Source organism: Streptomyces pseudoechinosporeus (assembly GCF_054783935.1).
The window spans coordinates 111,227-135,481 of record NZ_BAAGPS010000025.1 but is presented as its reverse complement, the minus strand read 5'-3'; the positions used below and the strand labels follow the sequence as shown (position 1 = coordinate 135,481).

The 24,255-nt window shown below is 71.0% G+C and carries 14 protein-coding genes; 4 read left to right on the top strand and 10 right to left on the bottom strand.

The features are described 5' to 3' along the window. The 3 genes from ACYVO6_RS27555 to ACYVO6_RS27545 all read right to left on the bottom strand — a co-directional run. Positions 1–864 (bottom strand): serine/threonine-protein kinase (locus ACYVO6_RS27555; protein ID WP_461065680.1); only part of this gene is annotated, 864 nt, incomplete at its 3' end. A gap of 5 nt (positions 865–869) precedes the next feature. After that, complete coding sequence (locus ACYVO6_RS27550; RefSeq protein ID WP_461065678.1) at positions 870–2,930, bottom strand: outer membrane protein assembly factor BamB family protein; 2,061 nt, start codon at positions 2,928–2,930, stop codon at positions 870–872. 92 nt (positions 2,931–3,022) lie between these two features. Then, positions 3,023–5,170, bottom strand: coding sequence for a protein kinase domain-containing protein (locus ACYVO6_RS27545; protein ID WP_461065676.1), 2,148 nt, complete (start codon positions 5,168–5,170; stop codon positions 3,023–3,025). A 270-nt stretch (positions 5,171–5,440) separates the two neighbouring features. Between ACYVO6_RS27545 and ACYVO6_RS27540 the strand changes: the two genes are divergently transcribed. Further along, the gene (locus tag ACYVO6_RS27540; RefSeq protein ID WP_461065675.1) at positions 5,441–6,454 is read left to right on the top strand and encodes a LacI family DNA-binding transcriptional regulator; all 1,014 of its coding nucleotides are present in this window, start codon (positions 5,441–5,443) and stop codon (positions 6,452–6,454) included. 85 nt (positions 6,455–6,539) lie between these two features. Further along, a complete protein-coding gene (locus tag ACYVO6_RS27535) occupies positions 6,540–8,591 on the top strand; it encodes a glycoside hydrolase family 31 protein (protein ID WP_461065673.1) in 2,052 nt (683 codons plus the stop codon). Positions 8,592–8,659: 68 nt separating this feature from the next. Here the strand turns inward: ACYVO6_RS27535 and ACYVO6_RS27530 are convergent, their stop codons facing one another. After that, on the bottom strand, positions 8,660–10,627 hold the full coding sequence (locus ACYVO6_RS27530) for a rhamnogalacturonan lyase (protein WP_461065671.1): 1,968 nt from the start codon (positions 10,625–10,627) through the stop codon (positions 8,660–8,662). Positions 10,628–10,801: 174 nt separating this feature from the next. On the opposite strand from ACYVO6_RS27530, the gene ACYVO6_RS27525 reads away from it, so the two are divergent. Next, positions 10,802–11,989 (top strand): sulfotransferase family protein, encoded by a 1,188-nt coding sequence (locus ACYVO6_RS27525; RefSeq protein WP_461065669.1) that lies wholly within the window; start codon positions 10,802–10,804, stop codon positions 11,987–11,989. Between the two features lie 77 nt (positions 11,990–12,066). Here ACYVO6_RS27525 and ACYVO6_RS27520 read toward each other — a convergent pair whose 3' ends face one another. The 6 genes from ACYVO6_RS27520 to ACYVO6_RS27495 all read right to left on the bottom strand — a co-directional run bounded on the left by ACYVO6_RS27520 (position 12,067) and on the right by ACYVO6_RS27495 (position 20,987). Beyond that, entirely contained in the window at positions 12,067–12,780 is a 714-nt protein-coding gene (locus ACYVO6_RS27520) for a glycoside hydrolase family 12 protein (protein WP_461065667.1), read from the bottom strand. A gap of 128 nt (positions 12,781–12,908) precedes the next feature. Beyond that, on the bottom strand, positions 12,909–14,891 hold the full coding sequence (locus ACYVO6_RS27515) for a beta-galactosidase (protein ID WP_461065665.1): 1,983 nt from the start codon (positions 14,889–14,891) through the stop codon (positions 12,909–12,911). After that, positions 14,891–17,137: a 1,4-beta-glucanase gene (locus tag ACYVO6_RS27510; protein WP_461065663.1), complete on the bottom strand. Its 2,247-nt coding sequence runs from the start codon at positions 17,135–17,137 to the stop codon at positions 14,891–14,893. Before ACYVO6_RS27510 ends, ACYVO6_RS27515 begins: the two co-directional genes overlap by 1 nt. A gap of 201 nt (positions 17,138–17,338) precedes the next feature. After that, positions 17,339–18,265, bottom strand: a complete 927-nt coding sequence (locus tag ACYVO6_RS27505; RefSeq protein ID WP_461065661.1) for a carbohydrate ABC transporter permease — start codon at positions 18,263–18,265, stop codon at positions 17,339–17,341. After that, on the bottom strand, positions 18,262–19,314 hold the full coding sequence (locus tag ACYVO6_RS27500; protein WP_461065659.1) for an ABC transporter permease: 1,053 nt from the start codon (positions 19,312–19,314) through the stop codon (positions 18,262–18,264). Before ACYVO6_RS27500 ends, ACYVO6_RS27505 begins: the two co-directional genes overlap by 4 nt. Next, positions 19,314–20,987: an extracellular solute-binding protein gene (locus ACYVO6_RS27495; protein WP_461065657.1), complete on the bottom strand. Its 1,674-nt coding sequence runs from the start codon at positions 20,985–20,987 to the stop codon at positions 19,314–19,316. Before ACYVO6_RS27495 ends, ACYVO6_RS27500 begins: the two co-directional genes overlap by 1 nt. Positions 20,988–21,362: 375 nt before the next feature. Between ACYVO6_RS27495 and ACYVO6_RS27490 the strand changes: the two genes are divergently transcribed. Beyond that, a complete protein-coding gene (locus ACYVO6_RS27490; RefSeq protein WP_461065655.1) occupies positions 21,363–24,209 on the top strand; it encodes a glycoside hydrolase family 3 C-terminal domain-containing protein in 2,847 nt (948 codons plus the stop codon). Positions 24,210–24,255 lie beyond the last annotated feature (46 nt).

Here is a 24,255-nt window from a genome sequence, read left to right as displayed (position 1 = left end):
GAGCACCGCGGGCGGCAGCAGTTCGGCGAACCCGCCGCCGGTCCGCCCGGGCCCGGCCGGCCCCGCCCGACCGGCCGCCACCGCCGCGTCGGGGCGGTCGGCCGGGTCCTTGGCCAGGCAGTCGGCGAGCAGCGGGCGCAGGGACGGCGGGACGGCGGTGAGGTCCGGCTCCTGGTGGGCGATCCGGTAGAGGACCTCGCCCGGTTCGCCCTCGCCGAACGGCGGGCGCCCGCAGGCCGCGAAGCACAGGACCGCGCCGAGCGCGAACACGTCGCCGGGCGGGCCGGGGTCCGCGCCGCCGCTCTGCTCGGGAGCCATGTAGGCGGGTGTGCCGAGCAACTCGCCCGTGGCGGTGAGGTGTTCGGACCCGGCGGCGTGCGCGAGGCCGACGTCGATGACGTACGGGCCGTCGGCGGCGAGCAGGATGTTCGACGGCTTGAGGTCCCGGTGGACATAGCCCTCGCCGTGCAGCGTGCGCAGCGCGTCGGCGAGCTGCCGGGCCAGCGCCCGTACGGACTCCTCGGGCCAGGGCCCGTGTTCGGTCACCGCCTCGGCGAGCGAGGGCCCGACGACGTACTCCGCGGCGAACCACTGCCGCTCCCCCTGCGCGCCCGCGGAGACCAGGCTGGGGAAGTGCGGGTGCGTGCCGAGCCGGGCGGCGGCCTCGATCTCCCGTGAGAACCGTGCGTGCGACGGGACCTGGGCCGCCAGGTCGGCGCGCAGCAGCTTCAGGGCGACGGTGCGTCCCGTCGGCGTCCGGGCGAGATAGACGGTGCCCATGGCGCCGGAGCCGACGCGGGCGAGCAGGCGGTGTCCGCCGACCTCGGCCGGGTCGTCGGCGCTCAGGCCCAGTAGGGGCTGCATACGGCTCACCTCACCGGGAGTGCGTACACGGAGGACTGGTTGACGACCAGGACACGATCGCCGGGCATGCGGTGGACTCTGTAGAGATCCTCGGGGGACTGCCCCGCCTGGAAGGACCAGAGAGCCGTGCCGTTGCGCGGATCGAGGGCCACCACGCCCGCCGCCCGTCCGGCGACCAGCAGAGTGCGGCGGGAGTCGCTGAGGGTCAGTCCCGGGGCGAGCCGGACGTGTTCACCGGGCGGATCGGGGAGGAGTCGTACGCGCCACAGTTCGCGGCCCCGGGCCGGGTCGACGGCGTACACGGTGCGGTTCTGGTCACTGGTGAAGGCGACCTTGCCCAGTCCCGCGATCTCCGTCGTCGAGGGGCTGTTGATCAGTGACTCCTCGGTGCGCGAGGCGTCGTCGTTGAGGTTGAGCCGCCACAGCGGTTCGTCCTCGTCGAGGCGGGCGGCGGTGAGGTGGCCGTCACCCATGGCGTAGACGAGTCGCATGACCGGGTCCACGGTCATCTGGTGGCCCTTGGGTATCCAGTGGTGGGCCAGGCCCGTGCCCGCCCTCCCCCGGTCGAGGTCGATGGGGATCACGTGGGCTGTGCCGTCACGGGCGGCGACCGCGAAGACGCGGCCCTCCCGCACGTCGAAGCCCAGGCCGTCGCTCTTGGAGACCGGGATGTGCAGCCGCCAGCGCTCGGTCCGCTTCCGGTAGTCGAAGGCGATGAGGTGCTCGCCCGGATCGGCTCCTTTGGGTGCCGTGGTGAGCGCCGCCTGGTAGAGCACGAAGCCTCGGCGCCTGTCGAAGGCGAGCATCTTCCGGAAGGAGAGTTCCGGGGCGATGCCCATGTCCTCGGACCACAGACGCGTGCCGTCCTCGGTGCTCACCGCGACGAAACCCGTGCCGTGCGCGACGACGACGGTGCCGGGAGCGCCGGGGACGATCGAGTCGTTCGGCGCGCTGGAGAGGTGGACGTCCTCCTGGTCGGCGCGCCACAGCACACGGCCGTCGGACAGGCGCAGCGCGGTCAGTTCCTCCGACTCGGCCAGCAGAGCGGCCTCGCCTTCGCGGACGGCCCAGACCGTCGAGTTCTCGTAGCTCAGATGGCTGTGCCGGGAGTCGTAACGCCACAGGGCGGATGGTGCGATGCCCTCCGGGACACGGGCGCGGTTCGCGGCGGACCGCGCGCCGGTGCCGGAGCCGCGGTCCGGCAGCGTGAACGCGGCGACACCGCCCGCGCCCGCGAGCAGCCCGGCCCCGGCGGCGATCACCACGGCCCGGCGGCCCGGCGGTCGCCTCTCCGTCCGGCCGGTCCCTGCCTGCCCGATGTCGGTGGCGCCCTCCATGGCCAGGGCGCGGTCGGCCTGGCGGGCCAGGGCGGTGACCAGGCGGGCGGGCAAGGGGAACGGGGCCGCGGGGTCCGGGAGACGGGGATCGTGCGCCGTGTCCGGTGGCGGTGTGCCCGCGGGTGACACCTGGGCCAGTACGGCGTCCAGGGCCGCCAGATCCTCCCGCGGACTCCCCTGCCGTGGCCGGGGGCGTACGAGACGGGGTCCGTCGGCGCAGATCAGTACCCCCTCCGCGGTGACGGCGCCGTGAGGGGTACCCAAGGCGTGCAGTCGGCCGAGTGCACCGGTGAGCACGGCACGGACCGCGCGGAGCGTCTCGTCCGGCAGGCCGCCGTACATGAGGGCGCCGGCCTCGGCGAGGGTGAGGGAGGGCACGTAGGGGAAGGCGAGCCAGGCCGGTTCCGGCGGGACCACGGGCGTGGGCTCCCGGTCCCGTTTCTCGGCGCGGGACAGCAGGAGGGTCCGCCGGGTCGCCGTTCCCGAGGCGGGTCCGGGTCCGGCGCCGCCGTGCAGCAGCGCGGGCAGGCCCGGACCCGCGGCCTCGTGCAGCGCCTCGGCCACGCCCTGGAGGTCCGCCGGCGCGTTCGACGTGAGCAGGACGATCTCGGCGAGCCCGTCGTCCGGCCCGCGGGCCAGCAGCCTCCGCTCCCCGCCGGCTGCCGTGAGCCGGGCCAGTGGCCGGTACCGGTCCAGCACCGGCGGGTCATCAGCCCTCAGCCTGTCCATACGAACCCCCGTTCGCCCCCGGTCGGCCAGACTAAGCCCGGAACGTCCGATTCATAAGTCCCTCTCGTGAGAGGGCAGTTCAAGAGGGCAGTTCAGAAGACGGGGAGCGCGCGCAGTGTCGTGCGACGGGCGACGAACACCCGCCCGGCCGCGCCCGCGAGGCGCCAACCGGCCTGATCCACATCGTCGTTGAAGGTCCACAGCAGCCGACCTGTACGGCTGTCCGCCGTGTACACGCCCAGGTCCTGCAGCCGCTCGTGGGCGGGGCCGGTGATCCGCCCGAGTGCGCCGTACAGCGCGTTGCCGAGGACGACGCCTGGGCGCACGGGTTCGGCACCGAAGTCGAGCGGGACGGACCAGCGCGGGTCGCCGTTTCCGGCGTCCAGGCAGGTGAGCTCGTCCTTCCGGACTGTGTACAGCCGGGCCGCGTAGACGCGACCGCCCGCGACTGTGGGCGCGCCCCAGAAGGAGTCCTCGGCCGGGACCGACCAGCGCTCGTCGCCGCTGCGCGCGTCGAGCACGGCGAGCGTGTCGCCGCCTACGCAGAAACCGTCGCGCACCGGCGCCGGCGTCAGTCCGACCGACGGCAGGACGAACCGTGGGCGTCCGATGTCCCGCTCCCAGCGGACGGCCCCGTCCGCCGTGTCGAGGACGAGTGTCCCGCCGTCCCGGGCGGTGACCATGAGCCGGCCTCCCGACACCGCGCCGGACACGGCGCCCGTGGAGCCGAGGGCGCGGCGCGCCGTCCACCGCTCGGTGCCGTCCGTCCGCGCGAGGGCCTTCACGCGGCGGTCGCTGTCAAGCACGTAGACGTGCGCGGCGTCGAGGGCGAGCGCCTGCCGCGCGTCGGCCGGCACGCTCCACAACCGGGCGCCGCGGTCCGCGTCCAGGGCGGTGAGCCCGCCGTCCCGCGTGACCACCAGGACGGTGCGGCCCGACACCAGGAGCGGCCCGTCACGGTCCGGCGCGGCGCCGCCCGCCCAGGTCCAGGCCCGCGCACCGGTGTGCTGCGTGAACGCGCCGACCCCGTCGCCCGCTCCCGCGACGACGACACGGCCCACGGTGACCGGACCCGGTCCCGACTCGCTCAACTTCCCTGCCGTCCACAGCGGTTGGGGAACCGTACCGGCCGTGGGGCGGGCCAGCGGCTCGGCGACGGGAACACCGTCCGCGGTGACCGGTGACGCCCCGCCGCCCCGGTCCCGCGACAGCCACCAGCCGATGACACCGCTCCCGCTCGCGACGACCGCTCCCGCCCCCGCCGCGAACACGGCGCGGCGCGAGGGACCGCTCCCCGCGCTCAACAACTCGGCGGCTTCGCCCGCGCGCCGGGCGATCTCGTCGGCGAGAGGACCTTGCTGCCAAGGGGGTCGCGAGGCGAGCACTACGGGGCGCCCGGCGCGCGGAACGAGGGCGGAAGCCAGTGCCCTCTCCCCCGCCAGAGCGCCCGCCATCTCCTCCGGCACCGGCCGCCTCGCCGGGTCCTTCTCCAGACAGGCCCGCACCACCGGTACCAGCGTCTCCGGTACGCCTTCCAGGGACGGCTCCTCGTGTACGACCCGGAAGCTCACGGCCGCGGGATGCCCCGCCCCGAACGGGCCGCGCCCCGTGCACGCGAAGGCCAGCACGGCACCGAGGGCGAAGACGTCGGCGGGCGGGCCCGCCCGGCGGCCGGTGACCTGTTCCGGGGGCGCGTAGCCGGGCGTCGCCGGGGCCAGGCCCGGCTCGGTGAGCGTGAGACCGTACTCGGGGCGGGCGATGCCGAAGTCGATGACGCGGGGGCCGGCCCGGGTGAGCACGATGTTGGAGGGCTTGAGGTCGCGGTGGACCAGGCCCGCGGCGTGGATCTCCGCGACCGTGCGGACCAATTCGGCGCCCAGCGCCCTGGTCCCGCCCTCGTCGAGCACCCCGCAGGCCGCGATCGCCTGGTGCAGCGTGGGCCCCGCCAGATACGCGGCGGCGATCCACGGGACAGGACTGTCTAGGTCGTACCCGAGCACACGGGCCACTCCCCGCCCACGCACCGTCGCGGCCGCGTCGGCCTCGCGCCGGAAGCGGCGCACCATGTCCTCGTCCGCGGCCAGTTCGGGCCGCAGCACCTTCACAGCGGCGGCCCGCCCCCGTACGTCACGCCCCAGGTGTACGGCACCCATGCCGCCCTCACCCAGCAGTCCGACGACGCGGTAGGGCCCGATCCACCGCTCGGCCACCCCACCGCCCCCCACTCCATGGCCCCCCACGGCCGGTCATGCTAGGCATGAAGCGACGCCCGGAAAAGGGCCCGCAGGTCCTTCAGGGGCGCGGGGAACTGCACGACAAGCCCCCACCAACCCGCACCCGCCCGACAACCCCACCCCACCACCCCCAGGCGCCCCGCCAAACCGATGGAGTCGAAGCGCTTCGACAACCTATGGACACCCACCCCCCATCAAGCTACTGTCGAGCCACCCTCACTCGCCCTTACCCGCACCACGCGCTGTCGAAGCGCTTCACACACCTTGGAGAGCTGGATGGTCACCCTCGCCGAGGTCGCCCAGCACGCCGGAGTCTCGGCCAGCACGGTGAGCTATGTGCTCAGCGGCAAGCGGTCCATCTCCATGGGCACCCGGCAGCGGGTCGAGCGGAGCATCCAGGAGCTCGGCTACCACCCCAACGCGGGGGCCCGGGCGCTGGCGAGCAACCGCTCCAACATCATCGCGCTGATGGTCCCGCTCCGTACGGACATGTACGTACCCGTGATGATGGAGATCGCCATCGCGGTGGCGACCTCCGCCCGCACGCACGGGTACGACGTGCTGCTGCTCACCGGCGAGGAAGGGCCCGACGCCGTGCGCCGGGTCACCGGGAGCGGGCTCGCCGACGCGATGATCCTGATGGACGTCGAACTCGACGACGAGCGGCTGCCGTTGCTGCGCGGCACGGACCAGCCGTCCGTACTCATCGGACTGCCCGCCGACACCAGCGGTCTGACCTGCGTCGACCTCGACTTCGGCGCTACGGGCGCGCTGTGCGTCGAGCATCTGGCCATGCTCGGGCACCGTGACATCGCTGTCATAGGCGAGGCACCCGCGGTCTACGAGCGGCATACGGGCTTCGCCGAGCGCACCCTCGACGGGCTGCGCTCACGCAGCCGCGAGCTCGGGCTGCGGCTGCTGCACCGGCCCTGCGAGGGCGGGTACGACGCGATGGCCGTGACTCTTGCCCGGGTCTTCGACGAGCGCCCGGACACCACGGGCTTCGTCGTGCAGAACGAGTCCGCGGTGGAGCCGCTGCTCGGGCTCCTGCGCCAGCAGGGCCGGGCCGTGCCCGAGGATGTGTCGGTGGTCGCGGTCTGCCCGGACCAGGTCGCCACCCAGGCCTCGGTGCGGCTCACCTCCGTCGCCATACCCGCGCAGGAGATGGGACGCAACGCCGTGGAACTGCTCGTCGCCAAGCTCGACGGCGACGGCACCGACGAAGTCGTCCTGATCGCACCCGAGTTGACGACACGGGCCAGCACGGGGCCCGCGCCCGCCACCTCGTAGCCGACGCCCCCGGCCCTCAGCCCTGTCCTCCCGGCCCTCGCAAGGCACCCCCTCCCCGCCGTCACTCCTTCAGGGAGCACCCCACGTGAATCAGCCTGCCGAGACCAAGCCCCAGCAAGGCGCGGTCAGCCTCGCCCAGTCCTCCCCCACCATCGGCACGTTCCGCGAGCGCGACGGCGCCCTGGAGTGGAGCGGCCGCCAGGAGACCGTACGCGTCGAGCCATGGGGTCCGGACGCGGTCCGGGTCCGGGCGCGGCTCGGCGGCCCGGTCGTCGAGGGCCTGCCGGGCGCGCTGCTCGACGAGGCGCCGGCCACCGAGGCCGCCGTCAAGATCGAGGACGGGCGCGGTCTGCTGACCGTCGGCGCGCTCACGGTCGAGGTCAGCGCCGAGGGCCTCCTGCGCTTCACCCGCACCGACGACGGCTCCGAACTCCTCACCGAGGAGCGCGCCCACTTCTGGTGGCCGGGCCCGCGCCTCTACACCCCCGTCGGCAACGGCTACCACCGACTGGAGCAGCGCTTCGCCGCGTACGAGGGCGAGAAGTTGTACGGCCTCGGCCAGCACCAGCACGGGATGCTCGACCAGAAGGGCGCCGTCCTCGACCTCGTACAGCGCAACGCCGAGGTCAGCATCCCGGTGCTCACCTCCAGCCGCGGCTACACCCTGCTGTGGAACAGCCCGGCCATCGGCCGCGTCGAGCTCGCGGGCAACGGCACGCGCTGGGTGGCGGACTCGGCCCGGCAGATCGACTACTGGATCACCGCGGGCCATCCAGCCGACGCCCAGCGCCGCTACAGCGCCGCCACCGGTCGTACACCGATGCTCCCCGAGTGGGCCGCGGGCTTCTGGCAGTGCAAGCTGCGCTACCGCACACAGGACGAACTCCTCGCCGTGGCAAGGGAGTACAAGCGCCGCGGGCTGCCCCTCGACGTCATCGTCTGCGACTTCTTCCACTGGACGCATCTGGGCGAGTGGAAGTTCGACCCCGCTGAGTGGCCCGATCCGGCGGCGATGGTGCGGGAGCTGGACGAACTCGGCGTCAAGCTGGTCGTGTCGGTGTGGCCGTCGGTGTCCCCGCTCTCCGAGAACCACGACCTCATGGAGCAGCGCGGCTACTTCATCGGCACGCAGTACGGCCCGATGGCGCACGCCGACTGGCCCGACAAGGAGGTCGCCTCCACGGTGCAGGTCGCCTTCTACGACGCCACGAATCCCGAGGCCCGCGAGTTCATGTGGTCGAAGGTCCGCGACAACTACCTCACGCCGTACGGCATCCAGTCCTTCTGGCTGGACGCCTGCGAGCCGGAGATCAAGCCGGGTTTCCAGGAGAACCTGCGCTATTGGGCGGGCCCCGGCCTGGAGGTCGGGAATCTCTACCCGCGCGAGAACGCCCGTGCCTTCTACGAGGGCATGGTGGCCGCCGGTGAGAGCGAGGTCGTCACCCTCAACCGCTCGGCGTGGGCGGGCAGTCAGCGCTACGGCGCCGCCCTGTGGTCCGGCGACATCGGCACGGACTTCGCGACCCTGCGCCGCCAGATCGCGGCGGGCCTCAACACCGCGCTGTCCGGCATCCCCTGGTGGAACACCGACATCGGCGGCTTCCACGGCGGCGACCCGAACGACCCGGCGTACCAGGAAGTCATGGTCCGCTGGTTCCAGTTCGGCGCGCTGTCCCCGCTGATGCGCCTGCACGGCTTCCGCGTCCCGGGCATGCCGCTCGGCCCTGCCATGACCGGCGGCCCGAACGAGGTCTGGTCGTACGGCGAGGAGGCCGCCGCGATCATGGAGAAGTACCTGCGGCTGCGCGAGCGTCTGAAGCCGTACGTCCTGGACGTCATGCGCGCCGCACACGAGGAGGGGCTGCCGGTGATGCGCCCGCTGTTCCTCGAGTTCCCGGAGGACCAGGCGACCTGGTCGGTGGACGACGCGTACCTCTTCGGCCCGGACCTGCTGGTCGCGCCGGTGCTGACGGCGGGCGCGACGGCCCGTACCGCCTATCTTCCGGCGGGCGCGCGCTGGACCGACGCGTGGACCGGCGAGACGTACGAGGGCGGCGCGGCCGTGACCGTCGACGCCCCGTTGGACCGCATTCCGCTGTTCCTGCGGGACGGGGCGAAGCTGCCGGTAGCGGAGTAGTCGCACGACGACGTGGGGGTGGCCGGTCTCCGTTGAGAGGTCCGGCCGCCCCCACGTGCGTGTTGCCGCTACTTGGTGCCCAGGTAGTAACTCACCTGCGGCGGCTGGTTGTAGCCGACGTTCTGCCAGGCCACGCCGAGCCGGTACACGGGGTCACTCATCAGCGTGGGCAACCGGAAGTCGGTCGGATGGGGCGTCGAGTAGAGCCGCAGCGCTGTGGAGTCGGCGTTGCGCCACAGCATCTCCTCGCGCCAGTCGCCGAGGAGGTCGGCGGACAGGGCGGGGTTGCCCTTGGTCCAGTTGTTGGACTTCGCGTCCTGGTCCAGCCAGATGCGGCTGAGCTCGCTGGAGCCGTTGTACTTCAGGACCTGGGCGTAGCCGACGCCCGCCGAGCCGGACCAGCGGTGGTCGAGGAGTTCGCGATGCGCGTCGCCGTCCCACCAGATCGCCGAGTTGTACGAGGCTCCGCCGCCGAACGTGGGCACGCTGTCGCTGATCTTCGTGCCGTTGGCCGCGTAGAGGCCGCCCCCGCTGGACCAGCACTCGGCGCCCGCGTGGCCACGCGTCAGGTCCGCGCACAGGCCGCGGCCGACGTCCGTGCCGGTGCGCGAGCCCCAGAGGATCTGGCCGGTCCGCGCGTCGTGCATCTCGTAGCCGTAGGCGGCGTCGGTGTGCTCGTGGACGTTGAAGGACTCCAGGCCCGGGCGGGCCGGGTCGAGGTCGCCGACGTGCAGGGCGTCGCCGTGGCCGAGCTTGGTGGTCCACAGGGCACTGCCGTTGTCGTCGACGGCCATGGCGCCGTAGAGGATCTCGTCCCGGCCGTCCGCGTCGACGTCGGCGACCGCGAGGTTGTGGTTGCCCTGCTGGTCGTAGCCCTTGCCGTAGTTCGTCGAGGAGTTGGTGTCGAACTTCCAGGTGCGGGTGAGGTCCGTGCCGTTCCAGGTGTACGCGGCCAGCGCGATGCGCTCGTAGATGCCGCGGCTGAACACCATGCTGGGCGTCGAGCCGTTCAGGTAGGCGGTGGCGGACAGCAGCCGGCCCTCACGATTGCCCCAGGTGTCGCCCCAGTCGGCGACCGAGCCGCGGGCCGGTTCGAAGGGGACGGAGTCCATGACGCGACCGGTCTGGCCGTTGAACACGGACAGGTACTCCGCGCCGCTGATCACCGCGCAGTTGTCGGCGAGATGGGAGGCGCTCCCGTTGCCGATGACGGTGCCCGCCGAGTCGCGGGAGCCGTCGGAAGTGCGGACGGCCATCTCCGCCTTGCCGTCGCCGTTGTAGTCGTAGACCTGGAACGAGTCGTAGTGCGAGCCGCTGCGCACGTTCGTACCGAGGTTGACCCGCCACAGCCGGGTGCCGTTCAGCTCGTACGCGTCGAAGACGGTCGGGCCCGTGCACGTACCGGAGTTGGCGACGTCGGTGGCGTTGGACGGCACCCACTTGAGGACCAGCTCGTACTGCCCGTCGCCGTCGAGGTCGCCCACGCTCGCGTCGTTGGCGGAGTAGGTGTAGGCGACGCCGTCGCGTGTGGTGCCGCCCGGGGGCTTCTGGAGGGGGATGTCGAGACGGCCGCCCGCCCAGACGCGGGCGGTGCCGCCCGCCGTCTCGGTGCCGCCCACGACCGCGCGTATCTCGTAGGAGGAGCTGGAACTGCCTTCCGCATCCAGGAAGTTGGTCTTCTGGGTCTCCTCGATGAGAGTGCCGCCGCGGTAGAGCCGGAACGTCACGCTCTCCGGGTCGTCGCCGAGCATGCGCCAGGTGACGAGGTTGCCGCCACTCGCCGGTACGGCGACGAGACCGCGGTCGAGCTTTTCGGCGACGCGGGCGGCGGCCAGCGCCGAGGTGGCCTTGTTCGCGGGCGCCGGGATCTCCTCCGCGGCGCCCGCGGTGTGCTGCAGTGTCAGCACACCGCCAGTGGCGACGAGAAGCGCGGCGAGCGCCCCGGAGAGGAGCTTGCCGGGGCGGCGTCGGCGGGGACGGAAGGGGGAACGGAAGCGGTCGTGGTCGCGGTTCGAGGTACGGCTCGGTCTGATCATCGGGGCCTCGTCCGTCGGGAAACGGTTGCGTTCCCGAGTCGCCGCCGGCCGGGCGAAGGTTGCCGGGTCATTGCGCTGTCAACTTATTGGCGTCGGTCAACTTATAGGCACAGTAAGCCAGTTCGATGGGATACGTTCCCTCCTCCGCCCCTCCTCCGAAAGGAACCCGCCCCCGTGTCCTCCACCCCGCTCGCCCTCACCTTGGCCAATCTGCTCGTCCGGCCCGCGTTCGGCTCCCGCCTCACCCCCGACCGGGCCTTCGACCGGCTCGTCGCCAAGGCCGGGCAGGCGGCGGGGGACGAGCGATTCGCCGACGACTTCCGGTTCCTGCTGCGCTGCTGGGCGCGGGCCGAGAATCTCACTCCGGTCGGCTGGCAGTCCGCACAGGCCCATGTCCGCAGACATCTCACCAACCGGGCCCGGGTCCGGCGGCTGATCGCCGAGCACCCCGCCATCGAGCGCGAGCCGATCGAGAACCCGGTGTTCGTGGTGGGTCTGCCGCGCACCGCGACCACGCTCACCCACGGCGTGCTGTCCCTCTCGGACGAGCACCGCTGCCCCCGGCTGTGGGAGCTGCTCGCACCCGACCTCGACGTACCGCCCGGGCAGCGGCGAAAGGCGATCACGCCCGCACGCCGCATGGTCCAGGGAACCGAACTGCTCGCCCCACGCTTCCAGGACATCCACCGGATGGTCGCCGAGGGCCCCGAGGAGTGCACCTTCGCCCTGCCGCACGCCCTGATGCCGCTCTCCGCGGCCCGCATACCCGAGTACCAGGCCTGGCACTGCGAGCGGGACTTCGTCCCCGACTACCGCCACCTCAAACAGGTCTACCAGGTCCTCCAGTACGGCCGCCCGCGCCGCCGCTGGATGCTGAAGTCCCCCATGCACATCGAGAACCTCGACGCGCTGCGCACCGTCTTCCCCGACGCCACGATCGTGTGGACGCACCGCGACCCCGTCACCGTCCTGGCGTCCTTCTGCAGCCTGGTCGAGCACGGCATGGCCATCAGCGTCCGCCCCGTCGACCTGCAGGGCATCGGCGCCACCTGGCTCGAACTGCTGAGCCGTTCCATGGCACGCGCTCTCGCCGCCCGTGCCGCCATCCCCCGGGAGGCCCTGGTGGACGTCCCGTACTCCTGGCTCGGGTCCGACCCGGCCACGGGCGCCCCGAAGCTCTACGAGTCCATCGGCGCCCGGTGGACCGACTCCGACGCCGCCCGGCTCCCCGAGGTCACCGCCCGCCCCAAGGGCACCCGCCCCCACAGCTACGACCTGGCCCGCTACGGCCTGGCCCGCGCCGATGTCGAGTCGGCCTTCGCGGACTACAACGCCCTGCGGGCCGAGGTCGACCGGGCCTGACGGCACGGGCCGGCCCCGCCTGGATGCGGAGCCGGCCCGCTCAGCCGGTCAATCGGTCGGCCGAGTCGACCGCTGGGTCAACTGCTGCTGACCGTCAGGTTGTTGGTGCGGAAGTCCAGACCGCCGGACGACGAGGTGATCTCGAAGCCGAACTGGACGTCTCCGATGGTCTCGTTGCCCATCCAGCCCTTGGTGTCCTTGATCCACTTGAGGATCGGGAGCATGTTCACGTTGCCGGAGTTCGAGTCCGAGGTGCGCAGGAACGAGAAGACCTCGTTGGCTCCGTTGCTGCCCTTGTAGACGTTCCAGCTGTGGCCGCCGAGGGTGACGCTGCCCTGCGAGGTGCCGATCGGGCCGACGGCGCCGTTGTAGTTCATCCAGAGCATGATCTCGTAGTCGTAGTCGGTGTCCCAGATGTCGTACGAGGAGTTGTACGCGCCCGAGGACGGGACCGTGACGTTGTAGCTGCTGCTGAGCGAACCGAGCGAGGTGATCGACTTGTTGATCACCTTCTTGGAGTTGGGGTAGGACTTGATGCCGCCGGTGTTGGGGTGGTTGGCGTTGACGCCCCAGTTGGTGCCGGAGTTGGCCCAGATGCACTGCGCGCCGGCGCCGGAACCCCAGATGTTGTTGTAGAGCGTGTAACCGTTGAGGCTGGTGTTGCCCCACTGGTCGCAGGAGTTCCAGACAGCGGCCGAGGCCGGCGCGGAGGCGAGGCCGATGGTGGCGCCGAGTGCGAGTGCGGGGGCGATGAGGGCCTTGGCGACCCTCTTGCGGGTGCGTGTTGCCATGGCTGTCCCTTTCCATGGGTGGGGGGAAATGCTGTGGAACTACCGCGGCTCCGGGAGGAGGACGCGGTCTTCTCCGGCGCGCGGGGAGAACGGTCGCGCGCTCGGGAGGAAGTCCTGGGATCGGGTGTTCACGGCGCGAGCACCGCCGCTCCGTAGCGCGCCAACTCCACGGAACCGGTGACCAGTTCGCCAGTGAGGACGTCCCGGTGCGTGCCCGGCACCTCCACCGTGACCGTCTCGCGCCCGTGGTTGAACACGAAGAGCAGCTCGCCCCGGCGGACGGCCTCGACCTGCGCGGGGAGGCCGTCAAGGGGCGGCCGGACCCCCGTACCGGCCGCCACGTCCGCCAACAGGTCACGCAGCGCGGGCGGTTCGGGCAGCGTGGAGACGTACCAGGCGCGGCCTTTGCGCAGCACGGCGGGCATCCCGTCCAGCTCGCCGCTCTTGTACGGGATGACCTGCTCGGCGCCCTCGGCTTCGAGTTCCTCGGACCACAACGTCCCCCGGAAACCGTCGCATTCGACGCTCTCCCCCGCATCGAGCGGCCACCACTCGTGCAGCGTGCGGATCCCGAAGAGGTCCCGCAGCCGCGCGTCCATGCCGCCCGGACGTACCCGGTCGTCCTCGTCGGCGATACCGGTGAGGAATCCGCAGACGAGGGTGCCTCCGGCTCGTACGTACGAGAGGAGATTGTCGATCGCCGCGTCCGTGAGCAGGTACAACTGCGGGACGACGACCAGCTTGTACGCGGACAGGTCGTGCTCGGGGTGCGCGAAGTCGGTGGTGAGGTGGGCCTCCCACAGGGCGCGGTGCCAGGCGCGTACGACCTGCGGATAGTCGACCTCGGAGGACAGGCGGCCGTCCTGCGCGCCCGCCCACCAGGCGTTCCACTCGTGCAGGATCGCGACCTCGGCCTCTATGTGGCTGCCGGTCACTTCGGCCCCGAGCGCGGCGAGTTCGGCCCCGAGCCGCTTGACCTCCTGGTACGTACGTCCCTCCTCCCCCGCGTGACTGACCATTCCGGAGTGGAACTTCTCGGCGCCCTGCCTGGACTGCCGCCACTGGAAGTAGCAGACGGCGTCGGCGCCGCGGGCGACGGCCTGGAGGGACCAGAGGCGGTTGAGGCCGCGTGGCTTGGGGTGGTTGACTCCGCGCCAGTTGACGGGACCGGCCGCCTGCTCCATGAGCATCCACGGTTCGCCGCAGGCCTGAGAGCGCGTCATGTCCTGGATGAGCGCGCCGTTCTGGGCGCCGAAGGGGTCGCGGGGGTCCGGATACATGTCGACGGAGACGAGGTCCTCCTCGTCGACCCACTTCCAGGCGTCCTGTCCCACCCACATCGGCATGAAGTTGGTGGTGACCGGGATGTGCGGAGTGTGCCGGCGGACGATGTCGCGCTCGGCGACGTAGCACTCCAGGAGCATGTCGGAGGTGTAGCGCTTGAAGTCCAGTACCTGCGTGGGGTTCTTCAGGTAGTGGGCGTGGCGCGGCGGAAGGACCTCGTCCCAGTCGCCGTAGCCCTGGCTCCAGAAGGCCGTTCCCCAGGCGGAGTTGAGCGCGTCGAGTGTGCCGTACTTGTCCTTGAGCCAGCGGCGGAAGGTGACGGCGGCCTCGTCGCCCCAGTCGTAGGTGCAGTACTCGTTGTTGATGTGCCACATCGTGAGGGCCGGGTGGCTGCCGTAGCGGGCGGCCAGGTCCTCGGTGATGGCGGCGGCGTAGCGACGGTAGGTGGCGCTGGAGTGCGAGAAGTGCTGACGGCCGCCCCACCATTCGGTGCGGCCGTCCTCGTCGCGGGGCAGGGTCTCGGGGTGCAGGCGGCCCATCCAGGGCGGGGGCGAGGAGGTGGGCGTGGCGAGGACGACCCCGATGCCGTTCTCGTGCATCAGGTCCATCAGCCGGTCGAGCCAGCCGAACTCCCTTGCCCCGGGCCGGGGTTCGAGCTCCGCCCAGGAGAAGACGCCGAGGGTGACGGAGTTGACCCCGGCCGCCTTCATGAGGCGTACGTCCTCGTGCCAGGTCTCCTCGGGCCACTGTTCGGGGTTGTAGTCGCCGCCGAAAAGGATGCGGCCACGGGTGGCGTCGGCGAGGCTCGGCCCCTTGTTCGTGGGCATCAGACCGGGTCCCCGTACTGGATGCCGCGTCCGTTGGTGGCGAGGTAGACGCGGCCGTGGATGCGCGGGTCGCCGGTGATCGCCTCGCCGATCCAGCCCCACTGGTGCTGGTCGTCGTTGATACGGACCCAGCTCTTGGCCCCGTCGTCGGAGCGGAGGACGCCGGTGACGGCCCCGGCCTCCGTCGCGCCGACCTGGTAGATCGCGGGGTAGTCGGCGCCGGCGGCGGCCTTGCCGAAGCCGAGGGTGTGGGAGGACCGGCAGCTGGCGACCTTCGAGAAGACGGCGCCGCCGTCGGTGGACCGGAAGAGACCGTTCTCCTTGGCGGAAAGCCACAGGTCACCGGAGCGTCCTGGGGCGGCCACCACCTTGAACTGGCTGTCTCCGGAGGGCAGTTCACCCGCACGGGCGGTGAAGGAACGGCCACTGTCAGTGCTGGCGTATAGCGTTCCTGTGTCGGTGTCGTATGCGTAGAAGAGCGTCGGGTCGGCCGGGTCGGCGACCGGCGTGGCGCCCTTCGGGAAGGAGGAGACCTCGGACCAGGTCGCGCCGTTGTCGGTGGAGCGGTGAGCTGCGTACTTCGTGCCGTCCCAGTGCACGAAGGACCACAGCAGCGTACTGCCGTCGGCGTTGGTGGCGATCGGCCCCGGTGCGCTCTTGGCGATGTCCGGCTGGGCCTTGAAGGGCGCCCAGGTCCGGCCTCCGTCGTTCGAGTACGCGCCGTTGCCGTTGTCGCCCCAGCCCGCCCGGACGACGTACGACGGCTTGGCCGCGGCCTGCGCGAGTCCCGTCGCCGACCCGAACACGGGGTTCGCCGCCATGCCGCGCGACGGAGACGCCGTGAGCCGCTCGTGGTACATCACGCCGATGTCCCCGAGCCCGCTGAGCAGGTGCGCCTCCCCGACCGGGGGCGAGATCAGCTGGCGCACGGCCGTCTCCTCCAGGCCGCGGATCTGCGGCGCCCAGCGCTTGAGGTCGCGGGTGCCGTAGAGGGTCGCGCCGGTCCCGTACACGATGTGCTTCGAGTCGTACGGGTCCAGGGCGAGCGCCTGGATCCACCAGCCGAACTTCGGCTTGTCAGCACCCCAGTTGAGGAAGGGAGTCTCGGATACGTCGAACACGGCAGCGTCCTTGAGGGACGTCCAGGTACGGCCGCCGTCGGTGGTCCGGAACAGCGTGTCGATGTCCGCCCAGCGGTTGTTGGTGGACACGACGACGGTGCCCGCGCGGCGGGCGTCGACAGCGACCCCGCCGTAGGCGAAGTTGTCCGCCGAGCCGTCTTCCGTGGTGCCGCCGGGCTGCACGGGGGTCACCTCGGTCCACTTGCCGGTGGCGGTGCGCAGCTTGTGCACGCTGCCGTCGGACTGGCCGTTGGGGCCGGGCGCGTCGGCGTACGTCACGTACAGCTCGCGGGTGTGCCTGTCGTACGCGGCCCGGATCGGGACCTTGGCCGAGGCGCCGGACGGCTGCCCGGGGACGGCCTCCCAGCTCGTGCCGTCAGCGGTGCGGTACAGGTTCGCCGTGCCGGAGGTGCCGTCGCCGTCGCCCCAGCCGGCGTAGACGGAACGCCCGGCCGCGACGAGGAACGTCACGCCCTGCCCGGAGGCGTTCGCCTTCGCCGGGAAGCCGGTCACGGCTGCCCAAGTGGCGCCCCGGTCGGTCGACTTGAGCAGCCCGTCGTGCCGGGTGCCCAGCCACAGGGTGTCGCTGTCGCGCGGGTCGACGAGGAGACGTTCGCCGGTACCGCGACCGTCCTCGTTGGCGCCGAGCTTCACGGTCAGGTCGGTGCGGGACCAGGTGGCGCCGCGGTCGTCGGAGCGCAGGACGGCGCCGTTGCCGGCCCACGACTGTGCGTACGTGCCGAGCGACAGGTACACCCGGTTGGGGTGCGCCGGGTCGACGGCGATCGCCTCGACACCGAGGAGGTTCCAGTCGTCCCAGCCGAGGTGATCGGTGAGCGGCGTCCAGCGGTCGGTCCGGTCGTCCCAGCGGTAGGCGCCACCGATGTCGGTACGGGCGTAGGCGAGCCCGCGCACGGAGGGGTGGAACAGCACGCCGGTGACGAATCCGGTACCGCCGATGACGGCGTTGCGCCAGCGGTAGCGGGGCGCGTTCGCGTTGCCCGCTGCCTCGGCCGGGGCGATGGCCGCCCATGCCGGGCTCCCTGCGAGGGAGACAGCGGAGAGCGCGGCGGTGGAGGCGGTCCCGGCAAGGACGGCGCGTCTGCTCAGGCGGGGCGTGCGCATGACATACCTCGTTCTGGGGGTGTGAAGGACGCGGGGCGCCCTGTTCAAGTCGGGGTTCGGGCGCGCCCCCTTCGGGGGCGCGGGGAACTGCGCGACCAGCAACGAACGGCCCGCAGTTCATAACGGACTCGGCAGCCCCCGGCTCGCCCCGCGGATCGGCGCGGCGGGTTCCGGAGCCGGAGGAAAGCGGGCTGACCGAAGTCAGCCTTTGACCGCGCCGGTGAGCATGCCCTTCTTGAAGTGCCGCTGGACGAAGGGGGAGGCAACCGCGACGGGGATCAGCGCGAGGACCATGACGGCCATCTGCAGCCCCAGGGCGGAGAGTTGACCGGTACGGACCGCCTGCTGGAGGCCGGTCGGCGCCTCGCTGTTCTGCTGGACCAGCTGGATGAGCACGTTCTGCAGCGGCATCATCTCCTGATCACTGAGATAGATGGACGCGTTGAACCAGGCACTCCAGTACCCGACCGCGTAGAACAGCGAGATGACGGCCAGCACCGCCCGCGACAGCGGCATGATGATGGTCAGCAGGATGCGCAGGTCACCGGCCCCGTCGATGCGGGCGGACTCGGTGAGTTCGGGGGAGATGCCCATGAAGAAGGCCCGCAGGACGAGGATGTTGAAGACACTGACCGCGCTCGGCAGGACCAGCGAGAGATAGGTGTCGGTGAGGCCCAGCGACTGCACCAGAAGGTACGTCGGGATGAGGCCGGCCCCGAAGAACATGGTCGCCATCATGGTCATCAGCAGGAACCGGTGCCCCAGACTGCCCGGCCGGGACAGGCCGTAGGCCGCGAGCACCGACACCGTCATCGAGAACAGCGTGCCGAAGAGCGTGACGCCGACCGAGACCATGATCGCCCGGCTGACCTGGCCGCCGCTGAGCAGTTCCGTGTAGTTGACGAAGGTGATGCCCTGGGGGATCACCACAAGGCCGCCCACCCGGTCGATCACGGGTTTCGGGGAGAGGCTGGTGACGATCACGATCCACAGCGGACCGAGGACCCCCAGGCAGCAGAGCGCGAGGAAGGCGCTCTTCGCGGTGAGTCCGACCTTGCTGGGCGGCTCCTCCCACACGGGGCGGGCGGGAGCCTTGAGGCTGCGGATGAGCTGTGTGTTGAGGCTCACTTCTTGTACACCCCCTGCTCGCCGAGCAGGTGCGCGAACTTGTTCGCGCCCAGGACGAGACAGACTCCGATGGCGCCCTTGACGAGGCCGACCGCGGCCGCGTAGCTGAAGTCGCCGAACTGGATACCCGTGTTCCACACGTACGTGTCGAGGACCTCGCTGGCCCCCACGCCGACCGCGTCCCGCTGGAGCAGGAACTGCTCGAATCCGACGCTCAGCGCGTCGCCCACCCGCAGCACCAGCAGCAGCGCGATCACCGGGCGCAGCGCGGGCAGCGTCACATGCCACATGCGACGCCAGCGCCCCGCGCCGTCCATGGCTGCCGCCTCGTACAGATCGGTGCTGACGGCGGCGAGCGCGGCGAGGAAGACGATGATCCCCCAGCCGGCGTCCTTCCACACGGCCTGCGCGGTAACCAGGTACTTGAACAGGTCCGCGTTGGTCATCAGGTCGAAACCGCTCCACCCGTGGTCCTCAAGGGTCTGGGCGATGATGCCCGCGCCGCCGAAGATCTGCTGGAAGACGGTGACCACGAGGACCCACGAGAAGAAGTGCGGCAGATACATGATCGCCTGCGCCACGGCCCGGACCCGGGGCCGGATCACGCTGTTGATGACCAGCGCGAGAGCGACGGGGATCGGGAAGAACAGCACCAGCTGGAGCACGAACAGGACGATGGTGTTCTTCGCCGCGTCCCAGAACAGCGGGTCGTCGACCATCCGCGAGAACTGCTCCACGCCGGCCCACGGGCTGTGGAAGATCGCCGTGACGCCGTTGCTGGAGACGTACGGGTCGTAGTCCTGGAAGGCGACGATGTTGCCGAGCAGCGGGACGTAGTTGAAGATCAGGAGCAGCACGATGACGGGCAGCGTCATCAGGATGAGCGCGCGGTCGCGGCGCAGCCGGATCCGCCAGGGGACCTTGCCGGCCTTGCTCGTCCCACGCGGCGCCCGCGCCTTGGCCGCGGCGGGGGCGACCGCGGCCGTCGGTTCCTCGACGGCCGCGGGGGGACGGGTCCCGTCGGGCCTGCTCCCGGCCGTGAGAGACATCAGTTGCCGCTGCCGTTCTGGTCGATGAGGTTCTTGTACCAGTCGCGCAGCTTCTCGCCACCGGAGGACTTCCAGGTGGAGATGGCCTGCTGGACGTCGGACAGCTTCTTGTTGCCGCGCACGTAGTCGATCTCCAACTGCTCGAACTGGCTGGAGAGGTTGGCGTAGCGGGACGGCTCGACGATGTTCATGCCGAAGGTGGATGTCTTCTTCATGAAGGCACCCATCCGCTGCTGCCACTCGACCTGCTTGCGGGCGACGTCCGGGAAGTCGGGGTGGGCGTAGTAGGCGGCCGGTGCGGCCAGCATCACCCAGGCGTTGAGCACCTCGGAGTTGCCCAGGTCGTTCTTGACCGGGACGCCGTCCTTGACCGTGTAGTGGGTGCCCTCGACGCCGTAGTCGACGAGCATCCGCTCCTTGGTGCCGTAGGGCGCGGCCGAGAAGTTGGCGGCGGCCAGCGCGTTCTCGATCGTCGCCTTCGAGGCGCCCTTGCGGATCAGCGACCAGATGGTGGCGGGCTGGGACGCGTACAGCGTCGGGTTGCCGCCGTCCGCGCCGAAGAGGTCGATGGCCTCGATCTGGAGGTCCGGGTTGGACTGGGCCTGTTCGGCGGTCTTCCCGTACCAGTCGGCGATGTTGGTGTTGTAGACCAGGATCTGCCCGGCGGTGAACCGCTGGCCCTGGTCGCCCGAGCGGGCCTTGTCGTCGGGATGGACCACGCCCGCGTCGAACAGCTTGCGGACCCACTCCAGAGCCTCGAGGTACTCGGGCTGCTCGATGCGGTACGTCAGCTTGCCGTCGGACCCGATGTCCCAGCCGATCGTCCCGGAGCCGCGGACGCCGAACATGCTCCACGCCGACCAGGTCATGTCACCGCAGGCCCACACCTTGGCCTTGGAGCTGGTGGCCTCCTTGGCCCAGCTCATGAACTCGTCGGGCGACTTGGGTACCGCGTAGCCCTTCTCGTCGAAGAGGTCCTTGCGGTACAAGGGCGTGATCCAGTTCGCGGTGGCAGCGGGCATCGGGATGCCGCGTAGCGCGCCGCCGAAGATGCCCATGCGCCAGGCGTCGGAGGGGATCGCGGCCAGGTTCGGGTACTTCTTGACCTTGTCGCCCGCCAGGTAGGGGCCGAGGTCCATGAACTTCGCGGTGACCGCGTTCGCGATCTTGCCGACCAGTTCCCAGCCGGGCACGACCACCATGTCGGGTATGGAGCTGGAGGCGAGGACGGCGCCGAGCTTCTCACCGTAGGTGTTGCCGTCCTGGTTCTGCCAGGTGACCTTGGTGCCCGCCGCGGCGTCGAGCGCCGTGTAGTAGGCGCAGTTGGCTTTCGGCGGGGAGCCCCAGAAGGGGGACATGATCTTGAGGGCGGCGCCGGTGCCGAGCTTGTCCGGGACCGAGGTGGTGAGGCTCGCGAGGTCGACCTTGCCGGTGTAGCCGGCCGCCGAACCGTTCTTCGACGGAAGGTCCGGCTTGGCGAACGCGCTGGCCGCGTAGGCCGGCAGCAGCTTGTCGGCGGCCTTGCCAGACGTGGTGCCCTCGCGCGAGTCGGTGTCCGAGCCCCCACACGCGGCAAGCAACGGCATCCCGCCCGCCACCGCTGCGGTGGCGACCGCCGTGGAGGCGAGGAAGCTTCTCCGACTGGGTCCGGAGGAGGCGGAGTTCGGCGTCATTGCGTCAACCCTTCATGGCGCACACCAGGACACCCGGCGGTGTGGCCGTCGGCTGCGGTGTCTTGAGTGAAAGCTGGCTGAGCTGAAGCGGACCTCGGAGGATGTGCGCACCAGGTGGACACCGGATGAGCCCCTTCGATCAGTCGAAGCGCTTCGATGTTGCTGTGAGGTTAAGTGAACACCCGAGGGTGCACAAGAGTCGTTCCGAACATTCCTCCGAGGTGTAAAGGACTGAACCTGTCTGATCTGGGCCTTGAAATGCCAAAGAGGATGCGGAGATGTTGCCTCGGGATGTCTTGACACCCACCCTCCGGTCGAATGAGCATCGAAGCGCTTCGAAAGCTCTTCATCGCTCCTCCACAAAGGGATGCTCGCGTGACCGCACAAACGCCGCCTTTCCGCGATTCGCAGCTGCCGTTCGCGAAGCGCGTCGACGATCTCCTGTCGCGGCTCACCGTGGCCGAACGCATCGCGCTGCTGCACCAGTTCGCGCCCGCCGTGGAGCGGCTCGGCGTCGCCGCGTTCCGCACCGGCCAGGAGGCGCTGCACGGCGTGGCCTGGATGGGCCCGGCGACCGTGTTCCCGCAGGCGGTGGGCCTCGGCGCGACCTGGAACGAGGATCTCGTACGCCGCGTCGGTGAGGCCGTCTCCACCGAGGCCCGAGCGATGCGCGCCCGCGACGACCGCGTCGGCCTCAACGTCTGGGCGCCCACGGTCAACCTCCTGCGCCACCCCCTCTGGGGCCGCAACGAGGAGGGCTACTCCGAGGACCCCAAACTGACCTCGGCGATCGCGACGGCGTACACCCGTGGCCTGCGCGGCGACCACCCCGCGTACTGGCGCACGGCCCCCGTCCTCAAACACTGGCTGGCACACAACAACGAGACGAAGCGGGACATCACCTCGTCGTCCGTCCGGCCCCGCGTCCTGCACGAGTACGACCTGCGCGCCTTCCGCGAGACGGTCGAGGCGGGCACGGTGGCCGGCGTGATGCCCGCGTACAACCTGGTCAACGGCCGCCCCAACCACGTGTCGCCGTATCTGCGCGAGCATCTGCGCACCTGGACGGACGAGGACCTCCTGGTCTGCTCGGACGCGGGCGCGCCCTCCAACCTGGTCGACTCCGAGCACTACTTCGACACGCACGAGGAGGCGACGGCCGCCGCCCTGCGCGCGGGCGTGGACAGCTTCACGGACCACGGCACGGACAGCTCGAAGATCGTCGAACGTGTCCAGGGCGCCCTGGACCAGGGCCTGTTGACCGAGGCGGACATCGACGCGGCGGTCCGCCGCCAGCTCTCGGTCCGCTTCCGGCTCGGAGAGTTCGACCCGCACCTGGACCCGTACGCGGACACGAAGGCCTTCGACACCCCGGCCCACCGCGCGCTCGCCCAGGAGGCCGCGGAACAGGCGATCGTCCTCCTCAAGAACGACAGCCTGCTGCCCCTCGCCGAAGGCACCCGCATCGCTGTGGTCGGCCTCCTCGCCGACGAGTGCAAGCTCGACTGGTACAGCGGCACGCTCATCCACCGCTCCACACCCCTGGAGGGCCTGTACGAGCGCTTCGGCGCCGAGCGCGTCGACTTCGCCGAAGGCGTGGACCGGGTACGCCTGAAGACCTCGGCCGGTACGTATCTGAGCGTGCCCCTGGCCGACGACGTGACCGACGAAGCCCGCGGCGCGGAGGGCGCACTGGACCCGGCCCTCCTCGCGGGCCGCACCGACCTGCCCCCGCTGACCACCGACGTCACCGGTACGGACCTCGCGCTGATCGACTGGGGCGAGGGCGTCCTCACCCTCCGCGCCCCCGACGGCCGCTATCTCTCCGTCGCCGACGACGGCTACGTACGCGCGTCCGCGGAGCAGCCCGGCGGCTGGGTGGTCCAGGAGATATTCCGCCTGGAACCCCATGATTCCCACGCGAACGGGCACCTCCTGAAGCACGTAGGGACGGGTCGGTACGTCTCTGTCGCTGCCGACGGCGTAAAGGTTGCCGCCGACGACCCGCGGGACGCGGAGATCTTCGAGCTGATCGTCACGGAGCGTGGCGAGGACGCGGTGACCCGGGCCGCCGCCACCGCGGACGTGGTGCTCGTGGTCGCGGGCAACGACCCGCACATCAACGGCCGGGAGACGGAGGACCGTACGACACTCCGCCTCCCCGAGCACCAGGAGCGCCTGCTGCGGGCCGCCCGTGCCGCGAACCCGAACACAGCCCTGGCCCTCGTCTCCGCCTACCCGTACGCGGTGGACCCCGAGGACATCCCGGCCCTGCTGTGGACGGCCCACGGCGGCCAGGCGGCCGGCACCGCCCTGGCCCGCGTCCTGGCGAGCGACGTCTCCCCGGCCGGCCGCCTCCCGCAGACCTGGTACGCCTCCGACACGGACCTCCCCGATCTCCTCGACTACGACGTGATCGGCAGCCGCCAGACGTACCTCTACTTCGAGGGCACCCCGCTCTTCCCGTTCGGCCACGGCCTGTCGTACGCGTCCTTCACCTACGACGGCCTTCAAGTCGAGCCGGGCAATGGCGAGTTGAAGGTCTCTGTCACGGTCACCAACGCGAGCGGGGTGGCCGCCGACGAGGTCGCCCAGCTCTACACGCGCGCGGTGCACCCCTCGGTCCCGCGCCCCCGCCGCGAACTGGCGGCACACCGCCGAGTCCACCTGGCCCCCGGCGCCTCCGCCGAGCTCTCCTTCGAACTCCCGCTGCACACCTTCGAGTTCTGGGATGTGGCGCACGGCAGATGGCGGCTGGAGCCGGGAGCGTACGAGGTGCTCGTGGGCGCATCCAGCGAGGACATCCGCCTGCGCTGCACGATCGACCTCGACGGCACTCCCACGCCTCCCCGTCCCGTCCTCGAACTCGGCCTGAACGCCGCCGACTTCGACGAGCAGCGGGACGCCGAGATCGTCGACCGTACGAAGGAGTCGGGCGACGCGGTGACGCCGGCGGGCGATGATGAGGCCGAACTGGTCTTCCTGGCCTGCGACTTCGCCGACGGTACGACCATGGCGTCCATCGAGGCGGCGGGCGAGGGATCGGTCGAACTCGCACTCGCGGATGGCCCGGTGCTCGCGCGGCTCGACATCCCGGCGACGACAGGCCCGTACGACCACACCACCGTGACCGGCCCGGCGGCGCACGTCACCGGGGTCCACGACCTGCACATCAGACTGCGCGGCCGGGTTCGGCTCGCGCGTGTCGGCTTCTCCGGTTGAGGGTCCGGACCAGGCCGACGCACAGAAGGGGCCCGGCACCGGAAGG

Bases quoted from the DNA above. Each gene is read 5' to 3' on its own strand.
- ACYVO6_RS27550 (WP_461065678.1), bottom strand. From the start codon at position 2,930: ATGGACAGGCTGAGGGCTGATGACCCGCCGGTGCTGGACCGGTACCGG.
- ACYVO6_RS27540 (WP_461065675.1), top strand. From the start codon at position 5,441: ATGGTCACCCTCGCCGAGGTCGCCCAGCACGCCGGAGTCTCGGCCAGC.
- ACYVO6_RS27530 (WP_461065671.1), bottom strand. From the start codon at position 10,627: ATGATCAGACCGAGCCGTACCTCGAACCGCGACCACGACCGCTTCCGT.
- ACYVO6_RS27520 (WP_461065667.1), bottom strand. From the start codon at position 12,780: ATGGCAACACGCACCCGCAAGAGGGTCGCCAAGGCCCTCATCGCCCCC.
- ACYVO6_RS27515 (WP_461065665.1), bottom strand. From the start codon at position 14,891: ATGCCCACGAACAAGGGGCCGAGCCTCGCCGACGCCACCCGTGGCCGC.
- ACYVO6_RS27510 (WP_461065663.1), bottom strand. From the start codon at position 17,137: ATGCGCACGCCCCGCCTGAGCAGACGCGCCGTCCTTGCCGGGACCGCC.
- ACYVO6_RS27500 (WP_461065659.1), bottom strand. From the start codon at position 19,314: ATGTCTCTCACGGCCGGGAGCAGGCCCGACGGGACCCGTCCCCCCGCG.
- ACYVO6_RS27495 (WP_461065657.1), bottom strand. From the start codon at position 20,987: ATGACGCCGAACTCCGCCTCCTCCGGACCCAGTCGGAGAAGCTTCCTC.